This window comes from Trichocoleus sp. ST-U1 (assembly GCF_039961835.1).
GTDB lineage: Bacteria > Cyanobacteriota > Cyanobacteriia > Cyanobacteriales > FACHB-T130 > FACHB-T130.
Window position 1 is genome coordinate 1 of sequence record NZ_JAMPJZ010000076.1, and the last position, 25326, is coordinate 25326.

Here is a 25326-nt window from a genome sequence, read left to right on the forward strand (position 1 = left end):
TATCTATGCCGCCCGTGCCGCTGCCACCTGTATCTATGCCACCCGTGCCGCTGCCACCTGTATCTATGCCACCCGTGCCGCTGCCACCTGTATCTATGCCACCCGTGCCGCTGCCACCTGTATCTATGCCACCCGTGCCGCTGCCACCTGTGTCTATGCCACCCGTGCCGCTGCCACCCGTGCCGCTGCCACCTGTGTCTATGCCACCTGTATTACCGCCCGGATTTGGGGCAATATCTGTACCTACCTTGGTAGGTTGGGCAGATCCCGTAGATCCCGTGTATTTTATAGGGGCTGCTGTACCCGTTGTTAAAGTAATCGTGCCATCAGTGCCTTGACCGAACTTTCCATTACCGGAAGCGCCCGCCGTTATCTTGTTATACGTAATGCTACCCTTCGCAGTTAACGTTACATTCCCACCATCGTTGGGGCCACCTGTAGCTTTCGTTATGATGTTGCCAGTTTTAATGTTTCCGTCTTGTGCGGTCAACGTTACACTACCAGCACCACCCATGTTGCCCTTAACAGAAGTGTTAATCTCTCCAACAGTTACATTTGCGCCTGTAATGGTTAACGCTCCCCCGGAAGTTGTGATGGATTGCGATTGATCCATTGAAAAAGACCCGGCACCATTTTTATCCGCGTCGGCAGTAAAGGTAATCGAGCCACCAGAAGAAAAGTCCAGCGACACACCGTTGTCGATGGTAATATCATTCGTTGCTTGTAGTAAGACATTACCAGTCTGATTTTCGAGTAAGCTCTTGGAGATGGTGAAGTCTACCTCATCCCCTCCATCAGCCGATAAAATTTGCCCTGCTAAGTCTCCTGTAGGAGTATCAGCATTGATTTGATCGTCGTTCGTACCACCTGTATTGACTATCTTGATATTCTTTGGATCGAGCAGAATGGTACCGTTTACCCCGTTAGGGGCACCTACATTCACCTCTCCTTTAAATGCCAAGTTTTCCTTGCCAGATACCTCGACAAAGCCACCATTACCTTGATTAGTGCCGCCACTAGCACCGATTTTGCCATAGAAGCCAGTTACTTTGTCTGCCCAGACGATGACATGACCGCCATTTCCGTTGAGCAAACTGTCAGCATTGATCGTAGAGTCACTGCTGATGTATGTATGAGAGGCAGTGGGAATGGTGCCTTTCCCCTGAAAATCCCCTCCAATCAGGACAGTGCCGCCACCATTGGTGCCTGAAGCGTTAACATTGCCACTAACCAGCCCGACTTTGTCGCCCAAGACCTGCGCCGTGCCGCCAGTCTGACCTGAAACGTTGAGACTGCCAGAGGCGATCGCAGTGCCTGGATCTGTGGGAATGCTAACCCCAGATCCCGTTAACACTACCTGACCATTGCTGTTGACTGTTAGCCCAGTGGCACTCCCGGCACCGCCTCCCGTTAACAGTTCTGGGATGGAAGCAACTGGCAATGTCCAATTTTCCGGCTGGCTACCGGCTGCTGCTATGGGTTGAATTTCTAAGCTTAGTAGATTTCCTGGTTGACTCAGGCGTACTATGTTCTCACCAGGTACGGCTGTTAAGGTGATATTACCCCCAGGAGCTGTCAGGGTTCCGGTATTTACTACGGTACCACCCAGTAAAGCAATATCCTTTGCCGCGCCTACACTCAGATGCCCTGCGTTGATAATTGCACCGGGTTGAGCGTTGGTGAAGGCAAAGGCGTTGGGTTCTCCCCCCAGGGCAGCATAATTATTGTTACCAGATGCATTGAACCAGTTGTTGCCAAAACCAATTCCTGTAGCAGTGGTGGCGGTGAAGCTTCCGTTTACATTTAAGCTGGCGTTGGCACCCAATACAATGCCAGATGGATTAATTAGAAACAGATTGGAATTGCCATTCGTAACTTGGAGCAGACCGTTAATTATAGAGGGGTTTCCGCCAGTGACGCGACCCAATATATTTTTAATATTTTGGTTTGACAGAAAATTTGCAACTTGGTTGGCGTTTAGCCCAAACTCGGAGAAACTGTGAAAAAGGTTTGCCCCATTACTGGAGGTTTTTCCCCCAGTAATGTCGAAACTGTTGCCATTGGTATTGACAATGGTGTTCGTGCTGTTGGTGGGGTCTTGATCTGGCACAATTTGTGCCTGCGCGATCGCCCAATCGACGCCTCCTGGAGCGATCGCAGGCAACATCCAAAAGGCGAAGGGTAAAACTAAATATTTTCTCCTTTTTCCTTTTTCTTTTTTCACTTTAATATAGCTTGCCTTCAGCAATAGACTGATTTCACATACAGCGACTTTCATTTGCCTAATTCCTGGGAAGAAACACGTCGCTCGTTGCCACTTCTGGAACTGTCACCCCAGCTTGTGTTGCAGGTAGCAGGTAGCCAGATACTTGGTAAGAATGCACCGACTTTTTTCTACTCTCAATTAGAAAAGTGGCGAGGCGGCAAAAAAACCAAATTTAGATTGCCCTGCCTAGCCTTATCTCCAAGCTATCCTCAAAAAGTAGATTTTAGGCATTTTTAATGCATTTATTTTAACAAGATGTGTTAATGCACTTTTCTCTCTACAGCTATATAAAATCCATAGGCGAACGCATTCCTTTTAGGGGATGGTAAAATTATTTTTTCTCTAAAACTAATTGGCTGTAACACTGTTTGAGTCTATGCCAATCGTGAAGTGCCAATCATCGCCAAAACGGATGAGTAGGCAAATTTCGAATCTCCACTTCGGACAGTTCAGTCGGCAACATATACCCTTCCGGAGTATACCCCTTTCTGCCCTTAAACGTATCCCTTTCCTTTAAACGTTACCGCATGGGTCGATGATAGCCCAGGGCTTTGCTGTACCGATCCGAAAAGTCTGTCATTCATTTGGGAATTTTCCGAGATGAATGACAAAGAGCCACTACCGCTTTTGCTAGCCCCTACATGCTGAGTTCGAGGATTTCCGCAAGAATATGACCTTATCTAAATAAAAACGCGATCGCGCTCTTCAGATGCACTTTGTGCAATACTCGCCTCAAGTCTTCTAGAATTCACAATCCGATGCACGAGCTTCTAGATCGAGGATTGCTGGGAGTTAAGTCGGAGAAATAAATGAAACCCTGTCATTTTTTAGGCTGGTAAGCCACCCCGTGTAGATGAGTTCTCCGCGTTGGGGGCGTAGCCTTTGAGGAACGCAACCCACAACATTGAGAAGGGTTCGATGGCTAACGCTTAGTCGCTCTACCCTTCACACAGATAATTATGAGTTGGGGAGAGATTAACCGAAAAGTATTGACTTCAATCTTACTCAAATATTTCCCTTCACTGCGCTTTGCCAATCAGGGTAAATGCTGCCCAGTCTAATGGGTTCAGATATGTTTTCAGAGTTTTTCACATGGCACTTCGCAGTGCAGATGCTCGGTCTGGATTTCCCTGGAGATTATTATAAAACTTCGTCATTAGGAAAGAAGTGGGGGCAGCAGGGATCGCCCATAATGACACTTGAACACTAGGAACTCTAGCAGAAATAAAAGCACAAGACAGCCTGATGACGCCATCGCCTGTAATCCGACCTCTTCCCGTGTCAAAAGCACTCAAAACCACCAATTCGGCTTTTAAAGACGAACTGTGCGGTGTGTCGAAGGCAGTTCGCTCCGATAGTGCGTACAAATCCAGTATTTCACCCGCCGTCAGAAAACCACTATCTTTCCCGTCTGATGCAAAGGCGAGCCTCCTTTCGGGAGGAGCTAGCGCTATCTATGTTTAATTCTCCAACCTTTTGTGGCTTTTAATCTTATGAAGATTTGGCTAAAAATCTTTCCTATCCCTGAGCTAGATGCGGGCTTTCAGGGTTTAATTGCTTTTATGGATCGGTTCAGGGGTGCTGTTTCCACAGCTCTTGAGCCAACCGATTTCCATTTTTCCTCTGCCTAGAGTGACAAAAGAGCGATAGTGTGGTTTGTGATGTACTCCATCTGATTCAGTACTAATTTTTAAAATTTCTTCTTCAACATCCGATAGTCGGCTTGAGCGATGGTCGTGTTTCAGACAATAAAAAGGCAAAATGCTAAAGAAAGGAGAAATTTTCTGGATGCATTTGCCTTTTTATTTTTGTTGTAGGTGTAAAATTATCCGCTTGTGTTCTTCGCTTCTTTTGCATCTAAAGCGGAGAATAACGCATCCGCAGTGCTATGCGATCGCTAACAGAGTTTTTTAGGAGAGACCCTCTTCACCAATCAGATAGAACTGCAATAGAAACCTTTTAGGCGATCGCTAATTGTGCTTTTTCAGGTATCGGGAAAAGGTAGAAACAAATCAAAATTATTTAAATCCCGATTGTTTTCTTCTAATTTCCTATGTAAAAGTTTCCGCTCAACGATTAAACTGATTGGAAATCTGAGGAACAACTTGAAGTATCCGGTGAATTCAAGATGCTGGGAATACCCAATACCGCGCAAGGAAAATTAGAACCTAGTTTCTGAACGATTGGATGATTGGCAGAGGTACAGCCCAGCAACAATAAAGTCGCAGCTTCTGATTCAACAACTTTTCTGAGTTCTGTAGAAATGCAACCAAACCGTAGATGAGCTTTGAAAGAACCTCTCCATTCTTCAGCCAGACAACGGGCTTGCGATAGGATACGATCTGCTTGCTCAAAAGGATTCGTTTGATAGAAAATTGCCCTCAAATAGGAAGGATCTATCTCCGTTATTCGTGTGCGTGCTTCTAGTTCCACAGGGGTAGGTTGAGTTAAAACAGGTGTGGCACACTTTCTTGTCGATGCTTCTAGAGACTCTAGGGGAAACTGTTGGCTTAAAGGGCGTCTAGCATCACCCCTGTTACAGATATGTGGACAATGGCTGCTTTGCTCTTCATCGACAATGTAAACGACTTGAACCGTGACTTGCGCCTTTGTAACTAACCGGGTTTGATGGGCAATCCACAAGGCAAGATCCAGAGCGGTTTGACTGCTAGGAGACCGATTATAGCCCACGACTAAATTGATTGATTTAGCAGAATTAGCGCGTTTGGAAGTGGGGGAAACTGGCTCTGGTAGTAATACCATTTGTTCAACTACATCCTGACGACCCATTGCGCTTTCAAGACGGGCTAACATTGACTTAATATTCACAAACTCAAACCTCCTGAAGTAATTAGGCTAGCTTCGCAAGAACTTAAGTAAGGGTTTTAATGGGTTAGAAACGCAATAGAGCGTGTTTCCAGCTCAGTTGTTTTTTCTTTGATAAACAGTTGACCAATGGCTCGTCTACTCGTCTTGATTGAAATATTCATCGAGGAAGTTCAAAGCGTGGTTACGCAATTCAAAATACTCGCGGGAGTTGCGGAGGGCTTGGCGATCGCGTGGATGCTTAAAAGGCACGTCTAAAATTTCCCCAATCTTCGCGTGGGGGCCGTTGGTCATCAGTATAATTCGGTCAGACATATACAGCGCTTCATCTACATCATGGGTAATCATCATCACCGCCTGCCGTTGGTGTTCCCAAATATGCAATACCTGCTGCTGCAATTTGCCCCTCGTTAGGGCGTCGAGTGCCCCAAAAGGTTCATCCATTAACAACATTTTGGGGCGAATTGCCAAGGCACGAGCAATCCCCACCCGTTGCTTCATCCCGCCAGAAATTTCATCAGGATATTTGTCAGCGGCTGCTGTTAAATTCACCATTGCCAAGTGTTCGTGCACAATGCTAATTTTTTCAGCACGGGAGGCATTTTTTAGCACTTCATCGACCGCCAGACGGATATTTTCTTTCACCGTCAACCACGGCAGCAGTGAATAGTGCTGGAACACCATCATGCGCTCGGCACCAGGTTTACGAATTTCTTTACCTTCTAATTGCACGGAGCCGGAAGTCGGTTTTTCTAACCCAGCAACCATTTTGAGAAGCGTTGATTTGCCGCAGCCAGAGTGACCAATCACGCAAATAAATTCATCTTCACTCACACTAAGATTAATGCCATCCAGAACAACAAATTCACCTCCATCTGCTGTGGGATAAGACTTGCAAAGATTTTCTATTTCCAGAAATCCAGTGCGGTTGACACTTTGATTATTGGCATCCGTTGAGAATGAGGTGGATTTAGTCATATCATGCTCCTTCTGGGGACGAACTCTTGAGAATTTTAAAGGTATGAACGAGGCTGGCTTTTGCCAAAAAGTAAAACTCAGCCGAGCCGTTTGAACAGTAACAAGTGCAACTAATTAAGATAAGAAGAAACGAGCGGGACGGTTTGCCCGAATCTCAAACCCATTGATATATCCAACTGGATCGCTGGGGTCAAAACCTTTCTTATCAATGAATACTTGCGGTGGTTCAACTTTGTAATCTTCCTGGGGACACTCAATGCCCATTTCTGCGGCAATTTCTCGATAAAGATCGGTTCTCCAAGCTTGTTTTGCCAGTGCTTCTGCATTCTTAGGAAATTCTTTGATTTGTCCCCAACGAGCCGCTTGAGTCATTAACCAGAGACTTTCAGATTGCCAGAGAAAGGTTGAATGTTCTCCTGGAAGTTTGGGGATGTTGTCAGGGATATCGAAGAAAATTGTAGTGTCTTCGGCTTTCGCAATCCGAGCTTTATCATCAAAACCGCCATAATTGTAGTCACCAATAATTGCGGGACGAGTAAATTTGGGTTTGGCACCCGTAAAGGAACGCGCGGAAATGAGTGTTGCCACTTCTTCGCGGTTTTCAGGCTTGCTGCAATACTGGCAAGCTTCAATCATCGCTTTGACGAGGGAACGATAAGTTTTGGGATTTTTTTGGATGAAAGATTCCATCACACCCAGCAGTCGATCTGGGTGTCCCAACCAAATTTCTTTGCCTTGAGCGAAGGTAAAACCAACACCTTCATTTCCGGTAATTGCGCGGGTATTCCAAGGTTCTGCCACCATGTAGGCTTGCATCGCTCCTATCCGCACGTTCGTCACCATTTGCGGTGGGGGAACGATGATGACGCGAAACTCTTTCAGGGGATCGACTCCGGCGGCGGCGGATAGGTAGCGGACGAAGTATTCGTAAATGGCAGAACTGAGGACAACTGCCCAAACTCGTTGTTCTCGCGGCTGCTTCTCAAAGTAGCTGCGGAAATCCTTCCCAAATGCTTCTAAATCGCCGTTATACTCCCGCCAGGGACGCAAACCTGCTTCCCACATTTTCCGGTTCATCGTCATGGCGTTACCGTGTCGGTGAATGGTCATGGCGGCGCAGAGAGGGGCATGGCGTGCGCCTTCAGCACCGATTCTGGCGTTGGTGACGGCACCAGAGACTACGGGGGCGGCATCAGTGCGACCAAAAATTACGCCGTCACGAGAGGTTGCCCAGCTAGCTTCCCGGTTAAGTTGGACGTTGAGACCGTACTTGCGGAAAAATCCTTTTTTCCAAGCGATCGCAAACGGCGCACAATCATTCACCGGCACGTAGCCAACAATCAGATCGGGTTTTTCTAACGAGCCTGGCTCTACGACTTGTTTGATGGATGCGGATTCTTCAGTGAGTCCTTTCGCTGAGCGATCGCCGCTAATCGCACAAGATGATAGTGCCATTCCTGCTGCTGTGGCACCCATACCCTCCAGAAATTTTCGTCGCGTCCAGTTTGTGGTGTCACTCATAATTCGTCCTTGCGATCCATTTCCACTCAGCTCAAGCCACTAGGTTTGAGCGATTACTGCTCATGAGTTCTCTGAAAAAATTGACGCCGTAGGTACTACGTCTCTCAACCCACTCGTTTGAGCGGTCAGCGTTACCACGACGCCCGTGAGTCTCGCTCACACTAGCGATTTCTGTTAGAGCAGAATCATCCCTACTCAACAGAGGTTTACAGAAAATTATTAGACAGAGGTTGCCCTAGGGCGACGGTGAGTAACCAAAGCTTCAACTTTGCCTAGGGCGTAGTCCAGCAGTAGTCCTGTCAGCCCAATCACTACCACTGCCAAAAATACTGAGCTTAGGTTTAAGCGACTCCATTCATCCCACACAAAAAACCCAATCCCGATGCCGCCTGTGAGCATTTCTACAGCGACAATGACCAGCCATGCAATTCCCAAACTAATCCGTAAACCAGTGAAGACATAAGGCAAACTCGCAGGCCAAATAATCTTGGTAATTCGTCGCCAACGGGGCATTTCTAGCACCCTTGCCACATCGAGGTAATCTTTGGAAACGCTAGAAACACCGAGAGCAGTGTTAATAATGGTGGGCCACAAAGAGGTAATGAAGATAACAAAAATTGCTGATGGATCTGCTAGGTTAAAAATTGCTAAAGCAATGGGCAACCAAGCTAGGGGCGATACTGGCTTGAAAATCTGAATTATGGGATTGAGTGCCATCATTGCTTGCTTGGACATCCCAATCAAAAATCCAATGGGAATGGCAACAACTGCACCTAACAAAAATCCCAGCAATACTCGTCGAAGGCTTGCCAGTAGTAACCAACCAATCCCTAGATCGCCAGGACCCCGTCGGTAAAAGGGGTTCAGAATGTAGTCTAAATTCTTGACAAACGCCTCTGGTGGGGTGGGTATTAATTCATGCTTGAAAAGCGCAACAATCCACCACAAAACGATAATTCCTAAAAAACCAAGGGCGGGGAGGACGACGACATCCCGAATCAGAACGGGTTTTGCCCGTTTCCAGGCTACCTGTCCAGCAACTGCAATCGCAGACAAATTCAGCTGCAATATCATTATGAAGCTCCTCAGAGTCACTCTTCAGGTACAAAAAGTAGAGCAGTACCAGCCGGGACACTGACAAGTTCAGAACATTTCAAAAAATGAAAAATGCTGACTCTTCAGTCTCCTCTCAATGCCTACGAAGTTAGCTGACGGGCTAGAGCTGAGAGATGCTCTTCTCTAAGGGATAAGGGATGAAGGATGAATAAACAGTTTTTTATTCCGCCTTACACCTTTTGCCTTACTCCTGGCAGAGATACGCCCCATTAATTGGTTCCTCCGTTCCAGCGCTTATACAGAGCGATCGCTTGCTAAGACGCTGAATTAGGCTGACTTACTCGGATTAACCGATAATTTTAGCACGCCTTTTTAAGACAGTCCACCTTTCCGAAGACATAGCTTTCTAGCGATCGCTTCTCGATCAAATTCACAATAGTTTACGAATTTTTTGAGGCATTCTAGTGATGTTTGTATTCTGTACTACATCTTGCCTTCCTTCAACCCCATCTTTAGGTAGAAGCCGCTTGAAGCAGTCAAAGTTTATATTATCTATCTTGTTAATCAGCCAATTTTAGCGTTCGTTCAAGGCACCCAATATGATGTCAGCATTCTCCTCTTTGGTTTCTGAACCTTCCGAACAAATCCTTTGTTTTTATACAAATTGCACAAATAAGATTCAAATTGTTAAATTTGATAATACTCAAGACTTAAACTTTGAACGGATTGTTTTCCCTGGTCAACGTTTATTGTTTAAAGCCTTACCGGACTCCCAACTAGAAATACATACTAACCCAACAAAAAGTTCTACTGAAAACTTAGCTTTAATAGAAGTAATTCCCTGCGATCATCTCCGCGTACATGAAGAAATGAGCGTCTGAAAATGAAGCTTTTAACCCTTAGGGTGGCTTTTGATTAAAAATATTTTAAGAGCTTATAGGCGAGGTATTTGGGCGCGAAAACAAGAAGGACAAACAAATTAGCTACTCCCCAAGCTAATCTTAGTCTATGGAGAGCATTTGTAAACGAGTCAATAGCGCCAAAAAATGATGGATTTTAGTCAATTACTGATCGATAAATCTGCCACGATTGTAGAGAAATGGATTGAAGCTGTCCGTGCTGATAGTCGAATTGAGACCGCAGCAGAATTATCTTACAAGGGTTTGCGCGACAGCCTCCCCCGTGTCCTCAAGGCATTAGCGACTGTACTTTCTAAGTTTCAAGACAGTGATGTTCAGTCGTTAGTAGATGCAAGTTTAGAACATGGTATACTTCGGGCTGAACAAGGTTACGATCCAGTAGAAATTGTCCGTGAATACCGAATTTTACGGGAGACAATCGTTTCCACCTTAGAGGGAGAGTTGCTAGACTCATCACCGATTGAGATAATCCGAGTCATTCGTCTGATTGATACAGTAGTGGATGAAGCGATCGCTCAATGTTTTAAAAGCTATATGGATGAGCGATTGCACGAACTCCAACAGTTGCAAAGTCAGTTAAAATTGACCAATCAAGAATTAACTCGTTTGCTTCGCGCGAATAAAGATAACCTTTCTCATCTAGCCCACGAATTGAAAACTCCCCTTACTTCCATTATTGGCTACTCAGATTTATTTTTGCGCCAACAACAACGGAAGCAGGAGGAGAGTGATAACCTTCCGAATCTAGAACACATTGAGAAAGTGCTACGAAATGGACGACAGCTACTTCGATTAATCAACGATGCGTTGGAAATCTCTCGCTATGAAGCGGGGAAAATGAAATTGCAGCCATCTGTAACAGATGTACGCTCTTTAATTCAGAATATCCTGGAAATGGTAGAACCTTTGGCGGATTCCAAGGAGCTACAGATAATCGTTGATTACGATTCAGCTAGCGCCGATAGCTGTGCTGCTCTTCGAGAAGGACTACACCCAACATGCGCCCCCGATCGGGTGCTGACAGATCCCCTGAGACTACAGCAAATTATTACTAATCTCTTTAGTAACGCGATTCGTTACACCGACTCTGGAACGATTAAATTAAGCTGCCAAACGCTATCAGATAAAGAGTGGGCGATCGCTATCAGCGATACGGGTATCGGCATTCCTCCAGAAGACCAAGCTCGTATATTTGAACCCTACTTTCGCTCTATTCCCCAAGAAAAGTCTTTCCTTCCGGAAAGTACAGGTTTAGGATTAGCGATTGTCTCGCGGTTGGTAAAATTATTACAAGGAAGAATAGAGCTAGTTTCACAAGTAGGCATTGGCTCCACCTTCACTGTCATTTTACCGTTAGTAGTGAATACTTCTGAGGAAATCGTGACGCCTTCAACAACCCAGGTATAGCACTTTCAACTAATTTTTAAAGATGAAACCCCAGGCTCCTTAGAACAGTCTGGGATTTGAACTCTAAACTCGGATCATATAGCGATGAAGCCTGTTTTCGGGAAACAACTGCTAGTTTAGGTCAAGCAGACGACCTGCAAGACTCTCCAAAATTCTTGAACCCCTTCAAAAGCCGTAGGTGCCCGTGCAGGAGCGTAGGTGCAGCCTTGGAGAGTCAATAGAGCGAAACACTGGCTGCTGTTGGGGGTGCATTTACTTCAACCCAACCCAGACGCAAAGATTGGTCAGCCAGCCAAGACTAACCACCTGAAATTCTCGAAGGGGTGGAGTCACGATTGAGCGCTAGGTGAATTGGAAACAGGAGGAATTTGACAAGCAGAAAACTGAGTGTTGCGATCGCTCGTAAACTTTACCATGCGATCTCTTTGCTAGCGTATGCCGCGATCGCTCGGCGGCTGCTCATCTATCTTCGATCGGCAGGCGAGTGAAAAGTTGTACTTCGCGTATGATTAGTAATCAGCTGCTCAGCACTGGGAATAATAACTTAAGAGTTGAAAGCGGTTATTTTTAAAGTGCTGAAAAAACAATTAAAAACATTTCCAGAAAATCCGAGCGGGGAAAAACCTATTCGAGCTGACTTGAATAGCCAATACCTAAGGGGGCACAAACCCAGGGGGCATACGCCGTGATTGTAGACTTGAAAGAAACTGAACTCAGGGGAGCTTTTCTTAAAGGGAAGGAGCTGAGGGGAGCAGACCTAAGAAGAGTAAACCTCAGCGAGGCGAACCTCAGTTATGCAGATCTCATAGAAGCAGACCTAACAGAGGCAAACCTGAATGGGTCAAATCTAAGTGGAGCCTGTCTCAATTTAGCAAATCTGAGCGAGGCAGACCTGACGAAAGCAGACTTGAGTGGAACCACCCTGATTGGAGCAGATTTAACAGCAGCCAACTTGAGCGGAGCCAACTTGAAAAAGGCGAATCTGGTTGGGACTAATCTGAAAAATGCTAACTTGGCTGGAGCGAACCTGGTAGGAGTGGACTTGAGCGCAGCCGAGCTAAAGGGGGCTATCCTACAAAAGGCTGTCTACAATCAAGAGACTCGATTCCCTCCAGACTTTAACCTTCAGGAAGCGGGGGCTTACTTGATTGCGTCTGGCACTTTACTCATCGGCGTCAACCTGAGTGAAGTCGATCTCAGTGGGGTTTATTTAAAGTCAGCCGACCTGAAAGCAGCAAATTTGATGAGGGCAAATCTGGTCGGCGCAAATTTGGAGAACGTTAACTTGGCGGGTGCCAATCTGGTTGGAACCGATTTGAGTAAAGCCAAGCTGAGGGGAACCATTCTAGAAAAAGCTGTCTACACGCAAGAGACTCAATTTCCCTACGAGTTTGACCCCAGTGAAGCTGGAGCTTACTTGATTGCTGCGGGTGTATCCCTGCCTGGGGTTAATTTGAGCGGAGTCAACCTGAGCGGAGCCGACTTAAGGGCGACCAATCTGCGAGGGGCAAAGTTACGAGGAGCAAACTTGAGAGGGGTAGACTTAAGCAAAGCTAACTTGAGGAAAGCTGACCTGGATGATGCCAACTTGAGCGGAGCCGACTTACGAGGGGCGGACTTTACGGGAGCCATTTTGAAGCTGGTGAACTTCAGCGAGGCGGATCTAAGAGGAGTAGACTTAACGCGAGCCGACTTGAAGGGAGCCAATCTAAGTAGAGCCGACTTGAGAGGAGTAGACTTGACGGGAGCTAGCTTGAAGCAGGTGAACTTAAGTGAAGCCGACTTGAGGGGGGTAGACTTAACGCGAACGGATTTAAGGGGAGCCAACCTAAGTGGGGCAGACTTGACGGATGTGGATTTGAGTCGGGCGATGCTCAAGGGTGCTGACCTGACAGAAGCCAACGTTCCGCAAGAAAATTTCTTTAACTTAGAAATAGAGGCGCGATGAAGCTTAAAGCGATGTGCGATGGATGTGCGATGAATAGAGGGGCGAATAAATAATCGGAGTATTCACCCGGAGACGATATCCATTATTTTTTCTTGCGAGTCCAAAGATCCGTGAACATCATGGTCAACCCGCCGATAAAAATTGCGATCGCCATCCCGCCTGCCGTAACATTCATCCAATCAATATTTTCCATCTGATTATTCAGCCGTTTTTTCGATCAACGGTACTAGATTAGCAACTTTGGCATCCAGACAAACATTCCCGCCCAGAAAAGCGCGAACTAAGCGAACATTAAAGGTTCTGTAACCTGCTCCTGGCAAGTTTTGCTTGCGTGCTTGCTGGTGCGCTTTCAATCGTCCGGTGCAAGATGCGAACTCAAGGGACTTATTTTGCTCGAAGCAGTCTTAGACCTAGCCAGAATCGCCCCTTAGAAAGCGACAGGCGAGGGGAACTATCTTCAAACCCCTCTCCGATACGGAGAGAGGTTTGGCTACAGATCTGCCCGCTTGTGTATTCCAGAGACTTGTACAAAAGGTTTAGTGTCTGACTTCAAACTCAGGTGAGATTTTCGGAATTTCTTTGAGATAAACTCGCGAAAAAGGTTCGGCTGAGCCAAGCTGGTACTGTTCAAGCAAGCCATGAGAGCGGATAGAGATAGTGTCTCCTTCCTTAATCACCACGGTTGAGTCGTGGAGAATGTCTCTCGCCAGCATCATCTCAGTTTCCGTAGGATTATCCAAGATTACAAGATTGCTGCCGTAGTAGAACATCCCATCTGCCTCTAGTACATCTTCTCTGTACTCGACAATCAGCAGATCGAGCTGGGGATTCCGGAGCAGGTTTTGAACGTTAATGTTGTAATCCTTGTTCAAGTTTTTCTCGGAACGGTTGACGAAAACTCCATCCCGACAAACTGCGCCAATTGTCCAGTCGGGGTGTCGCATCAGAATATCGTCAATGACTTCTTGAAGTTCTTGAACTGAGATCCGGTTGAAGGTGATGAATGGGATTCTGGCTTTTTCAGGGGAGTCAAAGAAGGTTTCCAGAATATGGGAAGGTACATCGACGCTGTCACCAACGGCGGGTCTAAGATGCATATAGATGCCAGGGGCAGCGTTGATTTCGATGATGCCAAACTCACCATCCTTCCAAGATTTGGATAAATCTTGGGCAATGACATCAATACCCAGGCAAGTTAGCCGGAAATGCTGGGCGATGTCTTGCGCCAGGATAATGTTGTCAGGATGAACAGTGCTTGTCTGATCGATGCTCAAGCCGCCAGCCGATAGGTTGGCAACTTTGCGAAGATAGACGGTGCGATCGCTTTCAATCACGCTATCCAGACCTAATCCCTGTTCTTCTAAGTACATTTCCATCGCTTCATCGCACTGGATCTTGCCCATTGGCGACGTTGGTGTATCTATCCTGTCTGGCTTCCGATTTTCCTGCTCGATCAATTCCGCAATCGTCGAGTGTCCATCACCCACGACTGATGCGGCGCGGCGTTCCGTCGCGGCGACGAATCTACCATTGACGCAAAGCATCCGAAAATCTGACCCTTTGTAGCTTTTTTCGACGATGATCCGGACTGGCTGCTCTTTAGGAATCGCATTGACTGCCCTGCTAAAGGCATATTTCAGTTCTTCTGAATCTTGCACATCAGCCGTTACCCCAATTCCTTTGTGGCCCACTACCGGCTTCACAGCGACGGGATAGCCAATCTCTCTAGCGGCTGCGCGAGCGTCTTCCAGTGAAGCGACGATGTCACCTTTGGGAACGGGGAATCCCAAGGTACCTAAGAAAGCTTTGCAGTCATCTTTGCGAGTGGTAAAGTCCGAATCCAGATGGCTATCGCAGTCAAAAGTCGTTGCTATCCCACGAATCTGCTTTCTTCCATAGCCATATTGAACCAGTCCTTCGTCCCACAGATAAAAAACGGGAATTCCTTTTTCATAAGCTGTACGCCACAGTGCATAGACTGTCGGCCCGCCGTAGACGGAGTAGCGGAACTGATCCTGCATTGCCTTGAACTGATCGTCAATCCGAAAATCTTTGCCTTGAGCGATCGCTTCAAACCAATCCCAAACGCTGTAAACGACTGCCCGACTGGTGCGTGCATGAAGCGATTCTACGGCAATCTTCGTGCAAGCGGGAAGTTGCTTGATACTCCAGTGCTTGAGGTGCAGCCCCATGTCCAGTTTTCCCACTTCTGACACGGTTCGAGCGAACAGTTGGGCATAAGATTCGTAGGTTTCATCCCGCAGATGGGGGTAGCGATCGCCAATAATCGATACATAATCGCTAATCGCCGGAGGTTGCGCGGACTCAGTTAGGGCGAAATCGAATATTAGCGCCCCCGTCTGCAAATACGGGTTTGGCCCCATGTAATGCTTGAAGTTAAAGATATCGAATGCATCCGTTTTTCTCGCATTGACACGGACTGCATCGGTCATTATCTCTCTGCTCATTGAGTATCTCCCGTTTTTAAACACCCTTTTTATTAACTTAGCGATTCGCTTACTTGAGCCTAATTCGATTGCATAACCTTTTCAGCTATCAAAGGGCAGAGTCAAGTCAATTCTTTTTTATTGAATTTAATGGTGAATGGTTCGTTGCCTTTCTACCATTTGCGATCGCCATTGCCCAAATCGCTAAAATTTCTTTAATAAAAAACTTTAAAACCCATTTTCTTTAAGAAAATGGGTTTTCTAAGATTTGTGGAGTTTCCCCCTTGAAAATTTGATACAAAACCTAAGCTCGATCTACAATTTCTTTTGCTTTATCTTTGAGGTCTTCTTTTAGATGCATAGCAGCAGCTTCATCCTGCTTCATCTGACCTTCTGCTTGGTCTTTTTGGTTGCCGGTTACATGACCAAGCCCCTCTTGCACCTTGCCTTCTATGTTTTTAGCAACCGCTCTGGCTCTATCTTCTACGCTCATTTTTAGCTCCTTTACAAGGATATGTAATTTCTTATACTACTTCCAGTATAAGAAGCTTAAGGCTAAAAAAGACATCCCTCGGCAGTTAGATTTTAAAGGCACAGGTAGCATTTAAAAAGTAGGATGGAAAGTGCCCACCCTACTTTCAATTAATCAAGAATTGGCTTGCGAGTTTTCAGATCAAATTTGTATCCGTGTGGAAGAATATGAAGCTTGGCTCCGCAAACTGCCAAAGGCTCATCCTTCAAAATGTCACCGATGTTGCTATGGGTAAGCTCTGACTCATCGACAATCGTGACAGCTCCTTCCCCGATTACTTCAAACTTGTTATCGCTGACTGCGATCGCTGTATTCTCGTCAATCCCAAATCCTAAGACAGCAGGCTGCTGTGCCAAGGCAGAAATTAACCGTCCCAGACGCCCACGCTGTAAGAAATGTTGATCGATGACCACTCCTGGCAAGAAGCCCATACCGGGACCCATCTCTACCACTTCAACCCGTGGATTTGTCTCAGAGTCGCCTTCAACGATCATGACATCTGGCATCATGGCAGCTCCCGCACTGGTGCCTCCCACCACGATTCCTTCAGCGTACCGTCTGTGAATCGCCTCATCGATCTGGGTACCTTTGAGGATGCTGGTGATGCGAGCCTGATCTCCGCCGGTAAAAAATACACCAGTGGCTTTCTCAATTGCCTCCAAGTAAGTGGCTGAAGTTGCATCTTCCCGCTCAACAGTATCAACGATACGAACGTCTTCGGCTCCCAGCCGCTCAAACACTCTGATATAGTTCTCTCCCACTTCTCTGGGCAGCTCTGTCGCCACGGTCATGACGACAATTCGAGCTTTAGTACCCCCGGCGCGGCGAACAAACTCTCGGAGGATTGTGCAGTCTCCCTCCTTGTCTTCTGCACCCCCGATGATCACCAACTGCCCGCTAGGTTTATTCGCTGGTACGTTTTCTTGAGCTTCCATTGATTTTATGTCCAGGTATTAATGGTTGTTTTGTGCATAAAAATACCCAGGAGATATAGAAGACTCCCAGGAAATTTTTTATGTCTCAGATTGGCTGTCCTGAATAACTAAAATAACTGCATACCGTTTGCCGCAGCTTCTTTCTAGGGATATAACTTGCAGCAAATCTGTAATTTAAAATACATAAGTCTATTTTGAAGTTTTTGACCGCTGAGCATAAATTAAGCTTGTAAGGCTGCAAAACTATATAGCTTACAATTCATTAAATCTTGCGGCTGTTATCCAGATCCTATAGCAGCAATTTTCAGATGCATAAATGAGACGCTTTGGCACACACTATTGCTGTGTTCCGGATAAGCTTTATATTGCACCATCAGCTAGCTGCATTAATTCAGATGAATTAATAAAGTAGCTTTGCTTGATGGAACAGTTGAGTTTGCGTACCCAAGACTTCGTAGAGGTCAACTGCTTGCTGCTTACCGCGAGGGATCACCCGGTCAATCAACCGACACTTGAATAACTCCGGTTGTCTCATCTGGGCAATAACGGCATCACTGGCAAGGATGTGACAGCCGTAAAGCTTTGTCAATTCTTCTAGTCGGGCGGCAGTATTCACGACATCGCCGATTACAGTAGAGTCCATGCGCCGGTCTGAACCCACTGTCCCAATCATGGCAACGCCTGTATGAATGCCGATACCAATGTTCACTGGCTGCTCCAAGTTGTATTGTTGGCGATCGCGATTAAACCGATTTAAGCTGTCTACCATCGCCACCGCCGCACTTAAAGCATCCTGTCCGTGGTTTCCCGTGCGGTCAAACACCGCCATCAGCGCATCTCCCAGAAATTTATCAATAAATCCATAATTGATGGCGATCGCTTGATTCATCTGGGTAAAGAAAGCGTTCAGCCACTCAAAGGTGTCGCTGGCTGTTTGAGTTTCAGCGATCGCGGTAAATTCTCGAATATCACAAAACAAAATCGTCAGTTCTTCTTCCCTGGCATTCCCCAGTTGAATTGACTCTACCCCTTCGGGTGCAATGCGCCTTAAGAATTGATCCGGCACAAATAGCCGAAACTTCTCTGAGAGATATTCATTGATTTGCCATGCCGCTGATAGTTGACGCTTCGTTTTTTCTTTAATTTTTTCCTGCATTTGTTGCCCGGAATGCTGCGATCGCATCTCGATCAAACGCAGAGTATTCGCAATTTTTTTCAAAAGGAGAGTAGTTTTAATCGGCTTGGTGAAGTAGTCATCACCTAATATTTCCAATCCCCGAAGCTTGGATTCTTCATCATCCAAAGCCGTCAAAAAAATTACCGGCACCGTTTGTAGCTTTGCATCCTCCCGCAACCGGCGGCAAACTTCAAAGCCTCCCAGATCCGGCATCATCACATCCAGTAAAATCAAATCTGGCTGAAAATCTTTGACAACTTCCAGTGCTTGAACGCCTGATGAAGCGATTAGAGTTTCATATCCTTGCGAATACAACAACTCTTCTAGCAGCAATAAATTATTAGGTTCATCATCAACTAACAGAATGCGCGGCAAGGGCTTTGTCATGGGACTGACAATATAAGTGCAAGTGGCGCTGTTATGGAAAACTACTTCTGCTAGCCACCATTACACTCGCGCCTATGATTTTCCTTCAGTGTAACTACTTAAAACAGTTGTTCGCTGAACCAGTAATTCTAACTAGATGCCCCTGACGATTCCTAAGCTTGACAAGTTTTCTTTCAGTACAGGTAGGTAGATAGATGGAAATCTAACTCCTCCGAGGTCGCCGATAACTGGGAGAACTTTAACATCATTGAAACACAGGACTTCGGTAAAGACAATTAACCATCTGGTAGATCGAAAAACAAACCGATCAAGAGATGATCTTTCTCCCAAAGATAGATAGCCCTTTGGTGGTAACAATTCTCGATTGGATGCAGTAAGGGTGAACCCCACCCCGTAAACCTAGAGGTCTGCCACACCTCTCAATTTGCAAATTCAAATAGGGTATAGGGTATAGGGACAGGATATCCTTGCCCCTCATGGATTCTTTGGGGTTCTAATCCTGCATAAAAGAGCGGACGGTAGTCGTGAGGAGATCGATATCTATTGGCTTACTGATGTAACCATTTGCCCCAGCAGCCAAACAGCGATCGCGATCGCCCGCCATTGCCATTGCCGTTACTGCAATTACTGGCACCGACTTCCACAAGCGATTGGCTTTGAGCTGACGGATAATTTCAAACCCATCCACCCCCGGTAGTTGGATATCCATGACAATCAAGTGCGGCAGCGATTTAGGCGTCACAAAAGGCGATTGCAACGCTTCCATCATCGTGCGACCGTTATAAATTAACTCAACTGCATACCCTTCTAACTCAAGCACATCAGAAATCAATGCCTGATTGAAAGCTTGATCTTCCACCACCAAAACTCGCTTGGCATTCCCAGAAGATACACCACCTTTGAGCAATGATGACTGCTGTTGGCTTGGCACTGGGTTCGCTGCCTCTGTCAAAGTTTGACTCATTTCCGTTACCGGCAACCAGACGCGAAATGTACTCCCCTGATTTTCCACCGATTCCAGAGAGACGGTGCCGCCGTGGAGTTCCGCTAGTCGCTTCGTCAGCGCCAAACCTAACCCAGTTCCTTCATGTTGCCGCGTTAAGGAAGCATCCACCTGCTGGAAAGGGCGAAACAGCAAATGCCACTTATCTCTAGAAATCCCGATACCTGAGTCTTTGACTTCAAGACACAAGAAAGGCGTGCTAGGATTCACCGGGCTGCGATCCGGTCGAAATTCCCCAATCAACTGGGTGCCATAAGCCAGTCGTCCACTCAATTTAATTTGCCCGCGATCTGGGGTAAACTTGACAGCGTTGGAGAGCAAATTAATTAATATCTGGCGGACACGGCGTTCATCTAAAGATGCCTGCCCCAGCCGATAGTCTATTTCTAGGGTTAAGGCAAGTCGCTTTTTATCCGCACGGGGTTGAATCATTTGCAAACACTGCCTGCAAAGATCCAGGATGGAAACTGGCTGGAGTTCGAGTTCTGCCTTTCCGGCTTCTATTTTGGAGAGATCCAGAATGTCATTAATCAACTGCAACAGGTGTTGACCGCTTTCTTCCATCACCCGCACGTATTTAATCTGGCGTTCGTTCAAGGAACCGGCAATTTGCCGCAGCAACAAGTCCGAAAACCCTAAAATGCTGTTGAGGGGTGTCCGCAGTTCGTGGGACATGGCAGCCAGAAACTCAGACTTCATTTGGGAAGCCCGTTCTAAATTCTGATTAATTTCGCGCAGGTGTTCTTGCGCCTGGGCCCTTTCAATGGCAACGCCCAGCGTGCGACAAGCGACCAGGAGTATATCCTGTTGGGGAGCGTCCTGAAGTCTCTGATGAGTGCGAGATTCCAGCGTCAAGACGCCAATAATCTTGCCATTGGCGGCGGGAATGGGAAAAATGCCCAGTTGACCAATTGCCGGATGGCGAAATGCCGACACTGCCTGGGAATGTTTAGAATAATCGTCAACAAATACTGGCTTGCCGGTTTCTACGACTTGCCACAATAACCCTTGACCATAGGGAATCCCTCGATCGAGAAAGGCTTGCATCTCGGCAACGGCAGCTTCGCCGTGAGTCGCGATGAATCGACCAGAAATTTGATTGGTGAGAATATCGGCATAGGCATCAATGCCTTGACCCGTAATTACCTTGACATCGCCGAACGCTGCACCCATTGTCTCCACCAGATAGGAAAGTGCAAATTTTCCGATTGTCTGCAAGTCACTGGCAGGCTGCAACCGTTCCATCAAACCTACTAAAAAAGTCAGCCGCCTCACCTCAGCGTTTAAAGTTACCTGGTAGTCTTGATACCTGGTGACATCGCGGAAAGTAAACAGGCGTCCCCCATCACTCGTCAGTGTGGTATCTATCTCTAGGCAGATACCGTTAGATTGCTGTATGGAAAAGGAAATGTATTCTGTTTCGGTTTCGCTAAGGGCTGAAGCGATTTGTTCGCTCTGCTGCTGCGACCAATAGCCCTGCGCCACCACTTCAGCCAAGACTTCGCTACAATGCGGCTGTAGACCCAGCCATTCGGGGGGAAGTCCCCAAAGAAGACTGAATTTTTGATTAAACAAGACTAAGTGATGGGAGCGGTTAAACAAAGCGATCGCATGGTCTACTGGATTCAAAATGAGTTCTTGTTCCTCCTTTGACTGTTGCCCAGCAGCGATTGTCTGCTCTGGTTGCATAGTTTTTTGAGAAGCTGAGGGTGAAGAAGTCGGGAATCAGTCTAGCACTGTCTGAATCTTGTTAATGTGGCTTTCATCGTCAAAAGTAAACCTTTCTTAATCATTCTTTACTTAACAAAATCTAACATTATCGCTCATGAGTTGACCAACTAAATGTTGTGATTCAACGCACAAGGCAATAAGATCAAAATCTCACTCCATAGATGTTAGGAGTCAAACTATCCAGGGTGGTGCGATCACTTCTATCTCAAGGTAGACATGATGAAATAGAGGTCAGTTGCTCCTTAAATGGGTGAGGTGAGAGATGAGGTTTGTAGAGCAAACTTTAAATCAGGAAAATGAGTTTGAAGTCAGTCTTCCTCTGTCTGAATTTCCGGCTTCAAAACTGAAAACTCAAACGATGCTAAATACTCAAAACTCCATGTCACTGGCCCAAGAACTGGCACAGAATTGGCGAGAGCAGATTGTAGCCGACTATCCCGACTCTAGCGCAGCAATGCAAGAAAGTATTACGCGCTGGCTGATCGGAGAAGATTTAGAACGATTTGAAGCCCTGAACCCAAGCCAGATGACAATTGCTCGGCAAGCAATGGAATATCGTTACCGAATTTTACGGCAGCGCTATTTAGGCGTGGGGCCAGAGCGTGCCTATCGGAATCTTACGACTCGCTTGGGCAGCTTAGTGCTGCTTCGCAATAAAATCCGTACTTGGGTGGCGCTTTCGCGCGATCGCCAGCGCGCAGTGGTCGATGTATTGCAAGAAGTAATTCAGGAACTATTACACAGCGATCGCTACATTCAACAGCAAATTGCTTGGATTGCCCAATGTACTCCTAGTGATACTCGCCTCCGCAATTCCCTACTGATGACCAGTATCGAAGAGTATTGCCTCAGGCCGATTCGCAACCAACCGCTGTTAGTGTATCGGTTTGTGAATTATCTACGGCGTTCTCAGCGAGGCGGCATGACTCACGTACCCGATGGCGAACTGGTACGGCTGGTTTCCGAAGAAGTGACGCCCGATGAAACAGACAGCCCGGTGAGTTTGCTAGACGCTCAAGCAGTCACTCAGTACCAAGAAAATCAAGTTTGGGAAGAACAACAAGCGTTACGTACCACTGTCAAGCAGGAATTTAAAGACTATCTAGCCGAAAATGTGAGTCAATCTGCTGCTGATTGGCTGACACTGTATCTGCAAGGCAAGTCCCAAGAAGCGATTGCTAGCGCCTTAAACCTACAGATCAAAGAAGTCTATCGACTGCGCGAAAAAGTCAGCTACCATGCCATTCGCGTCTTTGCCGTTAAAAGCCAGCCAGAATTAGTTGCCAGTTGGCTAGAAGCGTCATTGCAAGAACACAACCTGGGGTTGACCCTAATCGAGTGGGAGCAATTCTACGCCACTCTCCCCTCCGTGCAGCGCCAGTTGATTGACGGTTTGAAAGCAGGCAAAACCCTAGACGCGATCGCAGCTGAGTTGAACCTGAAAAATCACCAGGTTATGGGCGAATGGAGCAAACTTTATCTAGCCGCTCAAGCCTTGCGGAGCGATTCTTAACCTAGTTTTCAACAACTAGCAATATTTTCTTCCCAGAGGGGTAGCATAACTATAACTATATGGATAAAACTGATTTATTCAGAACAATGTGCTAGATAATAGCTGAAACTCGATAGCAGGGGCATCTAGGATATTCACAACTCAAGTTCTGTAACTCGCCATGACCGCACTCGGAGTAACCAAGCTGCGGCTGGTAATTACTACTGGTGCTGATACCCTCTCCACTCTTTTCCTGGGTGGCTCTGATAGATGCAAATCAAATGTTTAGATTGATTGACAAGCTCCTACCCTTTGAAGCCTGTCTGTACTATCAAATTTTGCCCATCACCTTAGAAGGCACCTGCCTGAAACTGGGCATGGTAAATCCAACAGACACAGTCTCGTTGGATTATGTCCGTCGTATCCTAACTTATCAAAACTACTCGTTAGAAACCCAGCCGATAGCCGCTGACGCTCTCCAGGCAATCCTCAGCGCGTACTTGAAACACAATACGGGCATCGGCAAACAACAAGCCCATACCGAACCGCCCACGCCGGCAACTGGACACTTAGACACGCAGCCAGATCGAGAAAGCCCAAGCAAAAATTCCGATCCGATAGAACGGCAAACCCTCCCAACTCTGATTGTCGATAGTCCGGAAGAACTGGTCGAAGTGGAGGCAGATCGCCCCAACGCTCAAGTGCAGCAACCAGCTCCAGAAACACCTTTGAGAAAATCGCAGCAGGTGAAGCGCAACGCCACAGTTTCACCCGCTGGCAATCCCTCCCTTCAATGGCAAGAGCGATCGCAGCATCACTTATCTGGTTTCACTGCTAATCTGGCAGCCCTACCGCCCCAGCAGATGTTAAAAGAATTGTTAAAGCGGGTGCTGAATGGAACCATCGATCGGCTGGATTGCGAACGACAGCTCTATGAAGGAAACATTCTCTGTAGCCGAAACAATGTCTTGCAGTTTGCGATCCCAGGATTGGCGCTACCCATACTTCAAGGAGTCATCGACGAGCTAAAGCGAATCGGAAATCTGCAATTAATGCCAGTCGAACAAACCAAAGTGGTGGAGATTGAGCGATGCTATCAGCACAATCATCTGTTACTGCGCTTGCAAATCATCCCTGGTGAGTACGGAGATGAGGCAGTTATGCAAGTGTTTCGCGGAGAAGCTTTGAGAGCTTATCAGCAGCAGCAACTAGAAAATCTCTGGGGGGAAGCTTTAAATCTTGCCCAGAAGCTCCAGCGCAAGATGAATCAGATATGCCATGCCAGCGCCTCAGACTCAGTTCTCCGTACTTCATCCCATCCCGCCTCAAACCCAGCTCAGATAGAAGCCCTGCCAGCCGTGCATCACTTGCTTACGAGCATCGAGCAACAACTGGAAGGACTCAAACGAATGCCCAGCGATCGCGCGAACCTTGATCCCAAGTCAAAGGACAATATGGCTCATCTGTGATGTAATGAAGAGCGTAGGAGTAACCAGCTTCTTGCCTGAAAGCTGAAGAAAAAAGCATGAATGCTCCCAGAAAGAGGCAGATCGCGATCGCTGAAGCGATGGATGAAATCAAGGCTGTAATGTGCCACCGATTGCCTTAGCCTGCACGAACGAATTCGCACCCGTTGCAGTAGGGTAGGATAAATCATAAAGGATATATCGACGAATATCCCGGCTTAGATAATCGTATTTTCCAGACTTGCTCGTTCAAACTTTAAACTTGATAATTCATACTTTATAGTTCACACTTCCTTTCATGCAGACCAAAGCTTTTTCTGAGCTGTTTCCCCTCTTTAACACTGCCGCTCCAGAGACATTAGAATGGCTTTTGTCTGTCGCAGTCGAACACGAGTACCCATCAGACAGAGCGGTTTTGATGGAAGACGCTTGGGGAAACGCAGTTTATTTTGTCGTGTCGGGTTGGGTGAAAGTCCGACGGCTCTCTGGGGAGAATGTCGTTACCCTAGCAATCTTGGGCAAAGGTGATTTTTTTGGGGAAATGGCAATTCTTGATGAATCTCCCCGCTCAACCGATGTGATTGCCCTCTCGCCCGTAGAATTGCTCAGCGTCTCTGCCCAACGCTTCATTCAAACCCTCTTCAAAGATCCGCAGTTGCACCACCGGATGTTGCAACTGATGGTGAAGCGTCTGCGCCAAACGAACCTCCGCTTTCAAATGCGTCATCAACCTCCAGCCGTAAAATTAGCGAACACGCTGATTGCTTTGGGAGAAAACTATGGTGAAGCCACTGAAAAAGGAATGGAAATCTATAATATTCCCTCTAAAGATTTGGCTAACGTTACAGATATTGGTGTTGAAGACACTAGCAAAATTATCGAGAAACTGGAAAGTAAAGGCTGGATTAAAATCGATCCGGCACAGGAGACGCTTCATCTTCTCAACATCAAGCAGCTAACGCATCTAGCCGGACGAGTTTAATTGCGATCTATCCCTTCAGATCCCTGGATTCTCTCTCGAAGTGGAGGATCTCGCCTTCACGAATCACTTGGGACTTATCTTGTTAATCCTTGTCTCTACTAATTGAAAACCGAATTTCTGACTACCGGCTAACCACTGACCAAAAATTGCTAGTTAACGTGAGTTCGGGATAAGGAGGGGTGGAACAGATACAGTTGAAAGTACCTAATTCTCAACGCATCTCACCACCCCATGCTTAGTTTAGAATCCTTG

The 25326-nt window shown here is 46.7% G+C and carries 17 protein-coding genes, 1 pseudogene and 1 riboswitch; of the genes and pseudogenes, 6 read left to right on the forward strand and 12 right to left on the reverse strand.

Annotation, left to right across the window (positions count from 1 at the left end):
• From NDA06_RS21155 to ntrB, 6 genes and pseudogenes are all read right to left on the reverse strand, one after another.
• Positions 1 to 2278, reverse strand: a 2278-nt coding sequence (locus tag NDA06_RS21155; protein ID WP_348251840.1) for a filamentous hemagglutinin N-terminal domain-containing protein, incomplete at its 3' end; no start/stop codon positions are given.
• Between the two features lie 1007 nt (positions 2279 to 3285).
• Positions 3286 to 3693, reverse strand: a pseudogene (locus NDA06_RS21160) (CHAT domain-containing protein); the annotation flags it as partial.
• A gap of 649 nt (positions 3694 to 4342) precedes the next feature.
• Complete coding sequence (locus NDA06_RS21165; protein ID WP_190985289.1) at positions 4343 to 5095, reverse strand: universal stress protein; 753 nt, start codon at positions 5093 to 5095, stop codon at positions 4343 to 4345.
• Positions 5096 to 5230: 135 nt separating this feature from the next.
• Positions 5231 to 6070 carry a nitrate ABC transporter ATP-binding protein gene (locus tag NDA06_RS21170; protein ID WP_190985288.1) on the reverse strand — a complete coding sequence of 280 codons (840 nt, stop codon included), beginning with the start codon at positions 6068 to 6070 and terminating at the stop codon, positions 5231 to 5233.
• Positions 6071 to 6184: 114 nt separating this feature from the next.
• Positions 6185 to 7591, reverse strand: a complete 1407-nt coding sequence (locus NDA06_RS21175; RefSeq protein WP_190985287.1) for an ABC transporter substrate-binding protein — start codon at positions 7589 to 7591, stop codon at positions 6185 to 6187.
• A gap of 219 nt (positions 7592 to 7810) precedes the next feature.
• Positions 7811 to 8665 (reverse strand): nitrate ABC transporter permease, encoded by an 855-nt coding sequence (gene ntrB, locus NDA06_RS21180; protein ID WP_190430274.1) that lies wholly within the window; start codon positions 8663 to 8665, stop codon positions 7811 to 7813.
• A 104-nt stretch (positions 8666 to 8769) separates the two neighbouring features.
• Positions 8770 to 8991, reverse strand: a riboswitch (cyclic di-AMP (ydaO/yuaA leader).
• A gap of 255 nt (positions 8992 to 9246) precedes the next feature.
• Between ntrB and NDA06_RS21185 the strand changes: the two genes are divergently transcribed.
• The 3 genes from NDA06_RS21185 (at position 9247) to NDA06_RS21195 (ending at position 12922) form a co-directional block, all read left to right on the forward strand.
• Positions 9247 to 9528, forward strand: coding sequence for a DUF1830 domain-containing protein (locus NDA06_RS21185; protein WP_190529348.1), 282 nt, complete (start codon positions 9247 to 9249; stop codon positions 9526 to 9528).
• Positions 9529 to 9696: 168 nt separating this feature from the next.
• The gene (locus NDA06_RS21190; protein WP_190985322.1) at positions 9697 to 10974 is read left to right on the forward strand and encodes an ATP-binding protein; all 1278 of its coding nucleotides are present in this window, start codon (positions 9697 to 9699) and stop codon (positions 10972 to 10974) included.
• Between the two features lie 685 nt (positions 10975 to 11659).
• The gene (locus NDA06_RS21195; protein ID WP_347277015.1) at positions 11660 to 12922 is read left to right on the forward strand and encodes a pentapeptide repeat-containing protein; all 1263 of its coding nucleotides are present in this window, start codon (positions 11660 to 11662) and stop codon (positions 12920 to 12922) included.
• Positions 12923 to 13119: 197 nt separating this feature from the next.
• Here the strand turns inward: NDA06_RS21195 and NDA06_RS21200 are convergent, their stop codons facing one another.
• The 6 genes from NDA06_RS21200 to NDA06_RS21225 form a co-directional block, all read right to left on the reverse strand.
• Positions 13120 to 13275 (reverse strand): hypothetical protein, encoded by a 156-nt coding sequence (locus tag NDA06_RS21200; protein WP_206755346.1) that lies wholly within the window; start codon positions 13273 to 13275, stop codon positions 13120 to 13122.
• Between the two features lie 183 nt (positions 13276 to 13458).
• Entirely contained in the window at positions 13459 to 15390 is a 1932-nt protein-coding gene (locus NDA06_RS21205) for an acetate--CoA ligase family protein (RefSeq protein WP_190985286.1), read from the reverse strand.
• Between the two features lie 283 nt (positions 15391 to 15673).
• On the reverse strand, positions 15674 to 15862 hold the full coding sequence (locus tag NDA06_RS21210) for a CsbD family protein (RefSeq protein WP_190985285.1): 189 nt from the start codon (positions 15860 to 15862) through the stop codon (positions 15674 to 15676).
• 149 nt (positions 15863 to 16011) lie between these two features.
• A complete protein-coding gene (locus tag NDA06_RS21215; protein ID WP_190415138.1) occupies positions 16012 to 16836 on the reverse strand; it encodes a cyanophycinase in 825 nt (274 codons plus the stop codon).
• A gap of 400 nt (positions 16837 to 17236) precedes the next feature.
• On the reverse strand, positions 17237 to 18400 hold the full coding sequence (locus tag NDA06_RS21220) for an adenylate/guanylate cyclase domain-containing protein (protein ID WP_190536880.1): 1164 nt from the start codon (positions 18398 to 18400) through the stop codon (positions 17237 to 17239).
• A 493-nt stretch (positions 18401 to 18893) separates the two neighbouring features.
• A complete protein-coding gene (locus tag NDA06_RS21225; protein WP_348251841.1) occupies positions 18894 to 21092 on the reverse strand; it encodes an ATP-binding protein in 2199 nt (732 codons plus the stop codon).
• 421 nt (positions 21093 to 21513) lie between these two features.
• On the opposite strand from NDA06_RS21225, the gene NDA06_RS21230 reads away from it, so the two are divergent.
• The 3 genes from NDA06_RS21230 (at position 21514) to NDA06_RS21240 (ending at position 25074) form a co-directional block, all read left to right on the forward strand.
• On the forward strand, positions 21514 to 22647 hold the full coding sequence (locus tag NDA06_RS21230) for a HetZ-related protein 2 (RefSeq protein ID WP_190415684.1): 1134 nt from the start codon (positions 21514 to 21516) through the stop codon (positions 22645 to 22647).
• Positions 22648 to 22907: 260 nt separating this feature from the next.
• Complete coding sequence (locus NDA06_RS21235; RefSeq protein WP_190987228.1) at positions 22908 to 24095, forward strand: hypothetical protein; 1188 nt, start codon at positions 22908 to 22910, stop codon at positions 24093 to 24095.
• Positions 24096 to 24390: 295 nt separating this feature from the next.
• A complete protein-coding gene (locus NDA06_RS21240; RefSeq protein ID WP_190429039.1) occupies positions 24391 to 25074 on the forward strand; it encodes a Crp/Fnr family transcriptional regulator in 684 nt (227 codons plus the stop codon).
• The last annotated feature ends 252 nt before the right edge of the window (positions 25075 to 25326 follow it).